Below are 10,726 nucleotides of genomic sequence, written 5' to 3' on the forward strand. Positions count from 1 at the left end.
GCTCCTGCCCGCTCGTCACACCCCCTCGGCCCCCGCATCCCATGGTGCGCCCAACCGCGCTCCCGCGCTCGCAATCCGCGCGGGATCGCAGGTCAGACGCCCTGATGCGACGGCTGCTCTCGGGCGGCATGGCTTCCCCACACATGATGTCGAGGACGGCCACGAGACAGCGAATCGGACCGTCGTCCCCGGACTCAGCCTCCTTGGCCGGTGCCTCTCGGACGCTGTGCACGCGTGATCAACACCAGGGCGAACAGCAACACCACGGTGCCGGGCATGGTGAACATGGTGCGGTAGGCGGAATCGACCGCCAGGAGACCGATCAGCTGGATGCCCAGCGCGATCGCGATCAGGAGCTGTGCCCAGCCGAAAAGCCGGAGACGGACGATGTGCCGCCGCTGCCAGGGCAGCAGCCAGCCACTGCTGAGTGTGGCGATGCCGGAGCCGGCGAGCAGTAGCGCTGTGACAGCGGTCAGTGCGCCGATGCCGTAGCGGATCCCCATGCGGGCTCCTTTCAGTGGATGTGTGCCAGGGTGATTGTGGTGGGCCGTACAAGGGCCCGGCTGACCGGGCCTGCGGATCGTGGTCGATGTGGTGACCGCTTCGGATCAGTCAGCTTCGGCACGGGCTTCCACGTCCTCGATGCCGGATGGACGTCCGGCTCGGACCCAGCGGAGGTAGAAGGCTCCGCCGATGGCGAGGGTGGCGACCAGGGAGAGGATGGGCCAGCCACGGAGGAGGTTCACCAGGAGGGTGAGAGCCACCGCGACGGCCGCCATGGCATTCAGCCAGGCGAGGGCGGGCTTGCGCTCGGTACGGGCGAAGCGGGTCATGGCCAGCAGGCCGACGAGGAAGCTGACGAAGACCGCGACCGCGTAGAAGAGGACGAGCTCCTGCTCCTCCCCCGCGGCAGCCACGATGATCACCGCCGCCGCGGCCAGGTAGACGACGACGGACCAGTACGGGGTGTGGTGCCGGTTGGTCCGACCCAGCAGTTCGGGCAGCACACCCGGGCGCTCCGGTGTGCCGGCCAGAGCCTTGAGGAGTCCCGGGCCTGCCTGGAAGGAGGAGCTGGCGGCGGCCAAGAGCAGGAGGGAGCTGGTCACCTGGAAGGCTCCGTAGAGCCAGCCGGATCCGGCCGCGGCGTGGGCGATGTCGGCGATCTGGGTGGAGTCCTTGCCCGGGATGCCGATGCGGAGGCGCACGGCGAGCGCGGTCAGGGCCAGGGTGAGGCCCCCGACGATGACCAGGAGCAGGGCGAGGGTGCCCCGCCCGAAGCGGCGGCGGTGGGTGTCGTCGAGCTGGCCGAGCTGCGCGATGGCCGTGGACGGGGCCTCGATGCCGGTGGCCAGGGCCATCGCGACGGGGAAGGCGAGGACGACTGCGAGGGCGGCGGAGCGGCCCGGGTCCGTCGAGGCAGGGGCCTCACCCATGGTGTGCGGTGAGACGAAGCCATGTACGAGCACGGCGACGCAGACGAGCACGAAGAGCACGGTCATGACGGCGAACAGCAGCCGCCCGCCGTGTCCGAACCAGGTCAGGCCCGCGACCACCAGCAGCAGGAGCAGGGCGAGCGGGACACGGAAGGGCGCGGCGGCGGGGAAGAGGGCGATCATGGCGCTGGCGGCGGCCGCGATGGAGATCCCGATGGTGAGGACGAAGTCGACGACGAGCGCGCCGATGGGTACGAACGTCCAGCGCGGCCCGAAGGCCCGCCCGGCCGCGGCCGCCGCCCCACCGCCCTTGGGGAAACGGCGCACCAGCTGCCAGTAATTGGCGGTGACTACCACGACCAGCCCCACCACCAGCGACATCGTCGGCAGCAGTAGGGCGAGATCGCCGTGCAGGGCGCGCAGCGCCGCCTCGATGGCGTACGCCACGGAGGAGACCGGATCTGCGATCACGGCGAAGGCGAACGCGAAGAAGAGGACCGAGCGGCGCGGACTGCGGCGGCCGGGCCCGCCTGGCAAGGGCGCAGGCGCAGCGGGCTGCTGTATGGCGGTCATGAGGGATGCCTTCCAAGGCGAGAGCCGGAGCTCATGGAACAGCCCATGACTCCTGACCGCCGACCAGACTTCCCGGCACACCAGGCGTCAAGAATACGTCAGCGGCCCGTTAAGGAATAGCCGAAATACACGGCATCGACAGGGCACTTGAATGCTTGGCCCGCTGGCCCGGCCGCATGGCTGCGCCCAGTCGGCGGCCGGTGACCACAGATGGTCCGATCGGCGGTGCGGTTCGGGCGTGCGTCGCGGTGAACTTCGGCTGCCAGGAGTTGAGCAAAGACATGGGAGGCTGCCCCTTTTCGCCCGGAGTGGTGGTGGCGACATCGTGCTGTGTGGCGCCGGTATACCGCCGGTTCTGCGGACCCAGGGCGCGTCGCGCCTTACCACTACTTCGCCTTCCTGGCGGTGATCGTGCGGCGGATCCCGTACGCGGCGGCGCCCGCGGCCAGGACCGCCGGGCAGGTGATCACCGATGAGCCCGGCAGGGCGAAGGCCAGGACCAGGCAGCCGGCCAGCCCCAGCACGGGGATGATCCGCGCCGGTCGCCCCTCGGCCGCTGTGAGGATCCAGGCGGAGGCGTTGGCGATCGCGCAGTAGACCAGGACGCCAAAGCGATCGCCCCGCGTACGTCGGCGGTCGCGGCGAGCACCGCGACGACCGCGCCGACGACGAGTTCGGCCCGGTGCGGCACCTGGGTGCGGACCAGTACCCTGCCGCCTGAACCAACCGCCTCCGTTTTGACTGGTCAGTGGGGGTGCACCGTGTACCAGGAGGAGACGAAGAATCTGCCGGGCGTCTGCGGAGCTAGGTCAAGGTGCCGCCCTTGGCGCCCGGCCAAGGGAAACGCACTGGTCACGGCCGGTATGCGGAGCGTGGTGGTCGCCAGGTGGCCGCACGAGACTGGAGGTGTCGGCCCTTCCTCCGCCTCCTGGAGGCGATCCCCATGCGTACCACCGGCGGCGGCACTCCACCTTCTTGACCACCGCGAACATCTACAGCCACCTCACCCAACAAGCCGCCCGCGAAGCCGTCGACACCATCGACCACACCCTCCCCCAGGCCCAGAAGCGAAACGACCGACGGGCCTGGCTGGAACGGCTGCGACCACCACGCGCCCACATCCAGCACCTGCGTGAAGCCCTCAACCGGCTCCGCTCCCCCCGCCCGTGTTCAGCACCTCGGCGGAGCATCCCCGAACAGGGCGTGCGACCACACTGCGATCACCAGGACTCCGGACATGGAAAAGGCCGTCCTCTCACGGATGAGAGAACGGCCTCCGACCTGCATCAAGCATGGTCGGGACGACAGGATTTGAACCTGCGACCCCTTGACCCCCAGTCAAGTGCGCTACCAAGCTGCGCCACGTCCCGTTGTGCCGCCGACCTGGGGTTTTCCCCCTCGCGGCGGGCACATGCAGAACATTACCGCACGTTGAGGGGTGCGCGTGCACGGGTGATCGGCGCGCGGGAGGATGGCCCGGTGAACGGACGGGATCGTGATGGTGAGGGGCGGGCGCGCAGTGCGCGGCCGCGCGACGGGCTGGGGCGGCCGCTGCCGCACGGGGCCGAGGGCGTGGAGCGGCAGCCCGAGGGGGTGGTGCGTACGCCGGCCGGGACCGTGGAGGAGGCGCAGCGGCTGCTGGACGCCGGGATGCCCTTCCACGCGCACGAGGTGTTCGAGGACGCCTGGAAGTCGGGGCCGGGGGCCGATGCCCCGCTGTGGCGGGGGATGGCGCAGCTGGCGGTGGGGCTGACGCACGCCGCGCGGGGGAACGCGGTGGGCGGGGCCCGGCTGCTGCGGCGCGGTGCGGCGCAGCTGGCCGGGGTACGGGAGGCGTACGGGATGGATCTGCCGGGGCTGGCCCGGTGGGCCGGGGAGCTGGCCCGCCGGGTGGAGGGCGGCGCCGTGGTCGACGCCGCCGTGGAGGCCCCGAGGCTACGCGGCGGCGGGCTGTAGCAGGTCCCAGCGGTTGCCGTAGAGGTCCTCGAAGACGGCGACGGAGCCGTACGCCTCGTGGCGGGGCTCCTCCAGGAAGCGGACGCCCTCGGCGGTCATCCGGGCGTGGTCGGCGGCGAAGTCGGCGGTGTAGAGGAAGAAGCCGACGCGGCCGCCGGTCTGGTCGCCGACGCGGGCGCGCTGGGCGTCGTCCTTGGCGCGGGCGAGCAGCAGGGCCGACTCGGTGGCGCCGGGCGGGCGGACCACGACCCAGCGGGAGCCGTCGGGGCGGGCGGTGTCCTCGACGAGGTCGAATCCGAGGGCCCGGGTGTAGAAGTCGATGGCCTCGTCGTAGTCGCTGACCACGAGGGCGGTGAGGGCGATGTGGGATGGCATTCCGTCATTGTGCGTCGAGGAGGACCACGTCCAGGACACGGGGACCGTGGACGCCCTCCACCCGGTCGAGTTCGATGTCGCTGGTGGCGGAGGGGCCGGAGATCCAGGTCAGGGGGCGGGTCGGGTCCAGCCGTTCCAGTGCCTGCGGGACGGAGTCCACCACCTGGGCGGGGACGCGCACCACGCAGACGTGGTGGTCCGGGATCAGGGTGATGCGCCGGCGCCCCTGGGCGGGCCCGCCGTCGAGGACGATCGTGCCGGTCTCGGCGACGGCCAGGGCGCAGCCGGTGATCACGCCGCCGACGCGGTCCAGCCCGGCCGGGGTGGAGGCGGCCCGGTCATGGATCCGGGTCGGGCCGGCCGCGGAGAGCCAGTACGGGGGCAGGCCGGGCGGGACGAGGACGCTCTCGTGCCGGGACAGCAGCCGCGCCAGCAGCAGCGGCAGTCCGTCCCCGTCGGTGCGGTGGACCGTCGCCCGGTACTCGGTGAGGTGCGCGGCGAGCAGGTCGACGCGCTCGGCCGGGGTGCGGGAGCCGTGGACCCGGAGGTAGTCGCGGGGGACCTCCGGGTCGGGTCCGGAGGCGGCGCGGCGGATGCGGGAGAGGATGCGGTCCTTGCTGCTCACTTCTGCGGGGACTTCCGTTCTCGGGCCCACCAGTCGCGGAAGGACTCCGCCGGTACGTCGGGCAGTGCGCGGGTGTCGGTCCAGGCCCGGCCGGGTCCGGGCAGGCGACGCGGGCGCAGCCGCCGGGCCCGGGAGAGCAGCCGTTCGCCCGCGCGCAGGGCGCCAGGGCGGTCGAGGAGGAGGCGGGCGGCGCGCATCGCGGCCCGTTCGGCCGTGTGGCCGTGGGCGGGCCGGATGCGGACGCGGACGCCCTCGCGGGTAACGGGGCCGCCCTGGACCACCCGTTCGCGCAGGTGGACGAGGATCTCGGGGATGTCGATGGCGACGGGGCAGACCTCGTAGCAGGCCCCGCAGAGGGTGGAGGCGTAGGGCAGGGTGGCGTCGATCGGGGCGGCGGTGCCGCGCAGTTGGGGGCTGAGGACGGCGCCGATGGGGCCGGGATAGACGGAGCCGTAGGCGTGGCCGCCGGCCCGTTCGTAGACGGGGCAGACGTTGAGGCAGGCGGAGCAGCGGATGCAGCGCAGGGCCTGGCGTCCGGTCGGGTCGGCGAGGGTGTCGGTGCGGCCGTTGTCCAGAAGGACGAGGTGGAAGGCGGTGGGGCCGTCGCCGTCGGCCCCTTTCGACGGTCCCGGCCCGGTCCACATGGTCGTGTACGGGTTCATCCGCTCGGCGGTCGAGGAGCGCGGCAGGGTCTGGAGGAAGATCTCCAGGTCGCGGAAGGTCGGCACCACCTTCTCGATGCCGACGACCGAGATCAGGGTCTCGGGCAGGGTCAGGCACATCCGGCCGTTGCCCTCGGACTCCAGGACGACCATGGTGCCGGTCTCGGCGACCATGAAGTTGGCGCCGGAGACGGCGACCTTGGCGCGCAGGAACTTCTCGCGCAGGTGCAGGCGGGCGGCCTCGGCGAGTTCGCGCGGGTCGTCGCCGAGGTCCTCGGGGGCCGGGCGGCCCCAGCGGCCCATCTCGGTGCGGAAGAGGTCCCGGATCTCGCCGCGGTTGCGGTGGATGGCGGGGACGAGGATGTGGGAGGGCCGGTCGTGGCCGAGCTGGACGATCAGTTCGGCGAGGTCGGTCTCGTAGGCGGCGATCCCGGCCGCTTCCAGGGCCTCGTTGAGGCCGATCTCCTGGGTGGCCATGGACTTGACCTTGACCACCTCGCGTTCGCCGGTGGCGAGGACGAGGCCGGTGACGATCCGGTTGGCCTCCTCGGCGTCGACGGCCCAGTGCACGGTGCCGCCCGCCGCCGTGACGGCGGCCTCCAGCTCCAGGAGGTAGCGGTCGAGGTTGCGGAGCGTGTGGTCCTTGACGGCCTTCCCGGCGGCGCGCAGCCGGTCCCAGTCGTCGAGTTCGGCGACGGCGCGGGCGCGTTTGTCGCGGATGGTGTGGGTGGCGTGGCGCAGGTTGGCGCGCAGCACCGCGTTCCCCACGGCTTCGCGGGCCGCTTCGGGGAAGGGCGGGAAGGCGGGCATGCCGAGGTCGGTGCCGGTCATCGCAGCGGTTCCTCCTCCGTGGCGGCCAGGATCTCGGCGAGGTGCAGGGTGCGCAGTGGCTCGCCGGCGCGGCGCAGGGTGCCTTCGAGGTGGGCGAGGCAGGAGTTGTCGGCGCCGCACAGCACCTCGGCGCCGGTGGACCGGGCGCTGCGGATCTTGTCGGCGCCCATGGCGGCGGACACGTCCGGGTTCTTCAGGGCGAAGGTGCCGCCGAATCCGCAGCATTCCTCGGCTCCGGGCAGCTCGATCAGTTCCAGGCCCTTCACCGCGGCCAGCAGGCGGCGCGGGCGGTCGCCCAGCCCGAGGGAGCGCAGGCCGTGGCAGGAGGGGTGGTAGGTGACGGTGTGCGGGAAGTACGCGCCGACGTCGGTCACGCCGAGCACGTCCACCAGGAACTCGGTCAGCTCGCGCACCCGCGGGACGAGGTCGTCCGCCAGTGCCGCGAGGGCGCTCCCGCGCCCCTCCTCGGCCGCCTTCCGGCCGATGCGCGGGTACTGCTCGCGGATCATCGCGGCGCAGGACCCGGAGGGGGTGACGACGTGGTCGTAGCCCGCGAAGGCCTCGCCGGTGCGGCGCAGCAGCGGTTCGCTCTCGCGCCGGTAGCCGGTGTTGTACTGCGGCTGGCCGCAGCAGCTCTGGGCCGCCGGGAAGTCCACCTCGACGCCGAGGCGCTCCAGGAGGCGGACGACGGCGATGCCGGTGCGCGGGTACAGCGCGTCGTTGACGCAGGTGACGAACAGGGCGGCACGCATGACGGGCAGAATAGCCGGGTGAAGAAGTTCTCAGTGATCGGCATAGGCGCGGGCGACCCGGACCACCTGACCCTCCAGGCGGTCCGGGCGATCGGCGCGGCGGACGCATTCCTCATCCTGGAGAAGGGGGAGGAGAAGTCGGACCTGACGGGGCTGCGGCGGGCCATGCTGGAGCAGCACGCCCGGCCGGGCCACCGGCTGGTGGAGGGGCGCGATCCGGACCGGGACCGCACCCCGGCCGAGTACGCGCCGACGGTGGACGGCTGGCGCAGCGCGCGGGCCGAGATCTTCGAGCGGTTCATCGCCGAGGACCTCGCGGAGGGCGAGACCGGGGCCTTCCTGGTCTGGGGCGATCCGTCCCTCTACGACTCCACCCTGGCGATCCTCGACGAGGTGCTGGAGCACGGCCGGGTGGAGTTCGAGCACGAGGTGGTGCCCGGGATCAGCAGCGTCTCGGCGCTGCTGGCCCGGCACCGTACGAACCTGAACCGGGTCGGGCGTCCGGTGCAGATCACCACGGGCCGGCGGCTGGCGGAGGGCTGGCCGCAGGACGTGGACGACGTGGTGGTGATGCTGGACGCGCGGCACGCCTTCACGGCCCACCTCGACCAGGACCTCTTCATCTACTGGGGCGCCTACGTCGGCACGCCGGACGAGATCCTGGTCTCGGGGAAGCTGGCGGAGGTGGCCGGGCGGATCGAGGAGCTGCGCACCGAGGCCCGGGCCCGCAAGGGCTGGATCATGGACACGTACCTGCTCAGGCGCGCTTGAGGAAGGCGGGCAGGAGCTCGGCGAGGCGCTCGTACTCCTCGGCGCGGTTGTAGACCTGCCCGCAGACGCGGATGCCGCCGCCTCCCTGCCGGGGCCAGATCAGGACCCGGATGCCGATCTTCGCCGCGAGTTCCTCGCGCAGGGTGCGGGCGGCGTCGTGGGTCTCGGCGGTGCCGGGGGGCAGCAGCAGGGAGCGCATCGCGAGGCCCGGGGTGTACGGCAGGGGGGTGAGCCCGGGGATCCGCGCGAGCAGGGCCGCGCCGTAGGCGGCGAGGGCGCTGTTGTGGGCCCGGACCTTGGGCGCGTCGAGCCGTTCGAGGAGGTCGAGGCCCTCGGGCGCGGCGAGCCAGCCGGTGTAGTCGGCGGTGGCGCGGTACTCGACGGAGCCCGGGAAGCCCTGTTCGTCCTCCCAGGACGGGGAGAGGGAGCGGACCCGGGAACGGTGGGCGGGGGCCACGGCCAGGAGGGCGCTGCCGGAGGGGGCGTACCCCCACTTGTGGAGGTTCCCGAACCAGAAGTCGGCGCCGGCGGCGATCGGCTCGGCCAGCATGCCGGGGGTGTGGGCCCCGTCGACGACGGTGGTGACCCCGCGCGCGGACAGTTCGGCGAGGAGCCTGGGTCCGGCGATGAGGCGGGCGGTCGGCGAGCTGACGTGGTCGAGGACGGCCACCTTGGTGCGGGGGGTGAGCCCGGCCAGCACGGTCTCGCACACGGCGTCCTCGTCGGGCAGGTGCGGGTCGAGGGCGACGGTGGTGACGGGGGCCCGGCGGGCGGCGGCCGCGACGACGGTGCCGTAGCCGTGGTCGGTGACCAGGATCTCGTCGCCCTCGGCCAGTTCCACGGCGTCGAGCGCGAGGTTGGCGCCCTCGGTGGCGTTGGCGATGAAGGCGATGCCCTCGGGGTCCGCCCCGAGCCGGTCGGCGATCCGCCCGCGGGCCGCGGCGACCCGTGCGGGGATCGCGTTGAAGAAGGCGTCCGGGTCGGCGTGGGCCTCGGCGCGCAGCAGCTCCTGGGCCTCGCGCACGGGCAGGGGGACGGCCCCGTAGGAGCCGTGGTTGAGGTGGGCGACATCGGGGTCGAGCCGGAACAGGCCCGGGCCGCCGGGGAAGACGGGAGGGGCCGGCGGGACGGGCGGGACGGACGGCTCGGGCACGGGTACCTCCGGGTGCACGGTGGGGCTGCGGGTCTCCCGCGGGCCCCGGCACGGGGCCCGCGGGCGTGTCCCCCGGAGCATGCAGTCCCGCCGCACCCTCCGACAGGGCCGATTCCGCCAGAGTGGCCTACCTCCGGTCCGCCCGCCCGCAGGCCGGGCGCGGGAGGTCAGCGCGGCGCTTCGTCCCGGCCGCTGGTCGCCGCGTAGTACTGGAGGTCCTGCACCGCCACCGTGCCGTCGACGCGGTACGGCAGCTCCACCGAGGCCGCCGTCCTCCCGTCGCGCACCACCTCGGCGGAGCTGGTGCCCGGTCTCAGCGGAAGCAGTTCGGCGTGCGGGCCGGCCGGCGCGGCGTGCTCGCCCCGGGCGGGACCGACGGTGGTGCGGACGGTGGCGGGCTCCGTCAGGAAGCTGAGCACCTCCACGGTGTCCCGGGGAGCGGCGCTGCCCTTGCGCGGCGCCATCAGCAGCGTCTGGCCGCCGGTCGGGCCGGTGGCGGCGAACTGGGTGCGGGAGGTGAGGTACAGGGTGTCGCGGACGATCCGGGGCCACTGCCCGGTCTTGAAACGGGTCAGGTAGTACGAGGTCAGGTCCAGGTACGCGTACCCGTTGTGCAGGGAGGGCGCGAACTGGCTGCCCTCCGAGTAGTCGTTCCAGGTGGTCAGCTGCACCCAGTCGGCCCCGTCGTCGATGGCGTGCGTCCAGGTGGTCCGCAGGGTGGCGGTGTTGCCCGCCTCGTCGTAGATCCCCTGGTTCGGCCGGGCGTCCTGGACGGACACCGGCTGCATCCAGATCTTGCCGAGGCCGTGCGCCCGGTCCACGTCGGCGGTGGCGCCCTCCTGGCCGGCGTAGCTGCGGCTGCCCCACTCGGAGAATCCGTAACTGATCGGCGCGTAGGCCGCGTTGTGGGCGCCGAAGTCGAGGAAGAGGGGGACGAGGGCCGTGCGGACGCCGTAGCGGGTCTTGAGGGTGTCCATCATCCGGGTCCACCAGGCCGGGCTCTTCTCCTCCGCCTTGAACGGGGACACGACGAGGCGGCCGTCGCCGAGCCGGTGCGCGGCGGGGGCCCGGGCCAGGGTGGCGAGGGCGTCGGCGAGGACCGTGGGGTCGTCGGTGTCCAGCGAGGTCATGTCCGGCATCAGCATGACCTTGAAGGCCGGGTCGACCTCGTGGGCCGCCCGCATCAGGAGGTCGGCGCGCTCCCGGTTCTTCCCGGTCAGGGAGAGCAGGTCGAGGGTGAAGCCGTCGATGCCGGCGCCGCGGGCGGTGCGCACCTCCTGCCGGAGGTTGGCGTACTCCCAGGCGCCGCCCTTCGGGGCGACGGGCAGGGGGCGGTCGCGCAGGAGGCCGCCGTACCGCTCGTGCTTGCCGTTCTCCCCGCCGGGGCGGAGGTAGTCGCGGGTGTAGTAGTCGGCGTCGGCGCTCGCGTTGTCCAGGGAGAGCGGGTACGGGGTGAAGTAGTGGGCGAACACCAGCTTCCCGGCGGCGGCCGCGGAGCGCAGCTCGGCCGGTCCGGGCAGGTCGAAGGGGAGGGCTCCGGCGGGGCGGGCGCCGCCGCTGTCGACCCGGCCCCGCACGGGGGCGGAGGGCGGGGG

Annotated in this window: 10 protein-coding genes, 1 tRNA gene and 1 pseudogene; 2 read left to right on the forward strand and 10 right to left on the reverse strand. The window is 73.0% G+C overall.

All coding sequences use genetic code 11. From position 1 onward, the window contains the following. Positions 1-194 precede the first annotated feature (194 nt). The 4 genes and pseudogenes from AB4039_RS15090 to AB4039_RS15105 form a co-directional block, all read right to left on the reverse strand. Positions 195-503, reverse strand: coding sequence for a hypothetical protein (locus AB4039_RS15090; RefSeq protein ID WP_442270938.1), 309 nt, complete (start codon positions 501-503; stop codon positions 195-197). A gap of 105 nt (positions 504-608) precedes the next feature. Further along, complete coding sequence (locus AB4039_RS15095) at positions 609-2,006, reverse strand: amino acid permease (protein ID WP_442270939.1); 1,398 nt, start codon at positions 2,004-2,006, stop codon at positions 609-611. Between the two features lie 386 nt (positions 2,007-2,392). Continuing rightward, positions 2,393-2,706 (reverse strand): annotated as a pseudogene (locus AB4039_RS15100) (amino acid permease); the annotation flags it as partial. A gap of 593 nt (positions 2,707-3,299) precedes the next feature. Next, positions 3,300-3,376, reverse strand: a tRNA-Pro gene (locus tag AB4039_RS15105). 109 nt (positions 3,377-3,485) lie between these two features. Here AB4039_RS15105 and AB4039_RS15110 point away from each other — a divergent pair. Continuing rightward, on the forward strand, positions 3,486-3,962 hold the full coding sequence (locus tag AB4039_RS15110; RefSeq protein WP_266843957.1) for a DUF309 domain-containing protein: 477 nt from the start codon (positions 3,486-3,488) through the stop codon (positions 3,960-3,962). Here the strand turns inward: AB4039_RS15110 and AB4039_RS15115 are convergent. The 4 genes from AB4039_RS15115 to AB4039_RS15130 are packed head-to-tail and all read right to left on the reverse strand — an operon-like array spanning position 3,942 to position 7,207. Beyond that, positions 3,942-4,337, reverse strand: coding sequence for a VOC family protein (locus AB4039_RS15115; protein WP_266843956.1), 396 nt, complete (start codon positions 4,335-4,337; stop codon positions 3,942-3,944). The genes AB4039_RS15110 and AB4039_RS15115 overlap by 21 nt on opposite strands. A 4-nt stretch (positions 4,338-4,341) precedes the next feature. Further along, positions 4,342-4,962 (reverse strand): LutC/YkgG family protein, encoded by a 621-nt coding sequence (locus AB4039_RS15120; protein WP_442270940.1) that lies wholly within the window; start codon positions 4,960-4,962, stop codon positions 4,342-4,344. Continuing rightward, on the reverse strand, positions 4,959-6,455 hold the full coding sequence (locus AB4039_RS15125) for a lactate utilization protein B (RefSeq protein ID WP_442270941.1): 1,497 nt from the start codon (positions 6,453-6,455) through the stop codon (positions 4,959-4,961). The genes AB4039_RS15120 and AB4039_RS15125 overlap by 4 nt, the downstream gene beginning before the upstream one ends. Then, positions 6,452-7,207, reverse strand: a complete 756-nt coding sequence (locus tag AB4039_RS15130) for a (Fe-S)-binding protein (RefSeq protein ID WP_442270942.1) — start codon at positions 7,205-7,207, stop codon at positions 6,452-6,454. The genes AB4039_RS15125 and AB4039_RS15130 overlap by 4 nt, the downstream gene beginning before the upstream one ends. An 18-nt stretch (positions 7,208-7,225) precedes the next feature. Between AB4039_RS15130 and cobF the strand changes: the two genes are divergently transcribed. After that, positions 7,226-7,978 carry a precorrin-6A synthase (deacetylating) gene (gene cobF, locus AB4039_RS15135; RefSeq protein WP_266843950.1) on the forward strand — a complete coding sequence of 251 codons (753 nt, stop codon included), beginning with the start codon at positions 7,226-7,228 and terminating at the stop codon, positions 7,976-7,978. Here cobF and AB4039_RS15140 read toward each other — a convergent pair. Then, a complete protein-coding gene (locus AB4039_RS15140; RefSeq protein ID WP_266843948.1) occupies positions 7,965-9,131 on the reverse strand; it encodes an aminotransferase class V-fold PLP-dependent enzyme in 1,167 nt (388 codons plus the stop codon). The two genes, cobF and AB4039_RS15140, sit on opposite strands and share 14 nt — an antisense overlap. A 167-nt stretch (positions 9,132-9,298) precedes the next feature. Beyond that, positions 9,299-10,726, reverse strand: a 1,428-nt coding sequence (locus tag AB4039_RS15145; protein ID WP_442270943.1) for a glycoside hydrolase family 71 protein, incomplete at its 5' end; no start/stop codon positions are given.

This window comes from Streptomyces sp. M-16 (genome assembly GCF_052114405.1).
Classification (GTDB): Bacteria; Actinomycetota; Actinomycetes; order Streptomycetales; family Streptomycetaceae; genus Streptomyces.

What these genes read in the sequence shown, in the direction of transcription:
- AB4039_RS15090 (WP_442270938.1), bottom strand. Translation starts at nt 503, where the DNA reads ATGGGGATCCGCTACGGCATCGGCGCACTGACCGCTGTCACAGCGCTA.
- AB4039_RS15095 (WP_442270939.1), bottom strand. Translation starts at nt 2,006, where the DNA reads ATGACCGCCATACAGCAGCCCGCTGCGCCTGCGCCCTTGCCAGGCGGG.
- AB4039_RS15115 (WP_266843956.1), bottom strand. Translation starts at nt 4,337, where the DNA reads ATGCCATCCCACATCGCCCTCACCGCCCTCGTGGTCAGCGACTACGAC.
- AB4039_RS15125 (WP_442270941.1), bottom strand. Translation starts at nt 6,455, where the DNA reads ATGACCGGCACCGACCTCGGCATGCCCGCCTTCCCGCCCTTCCCCGAA.
- AB4039_RS15130 (WP_442270942.1), bottom strand. Translation starts at nt 7,207, where the DNA reads ATGCGTGCCGCCCTGTTCGTCACCTGCGTCAACGACGCGCTGTACCCG.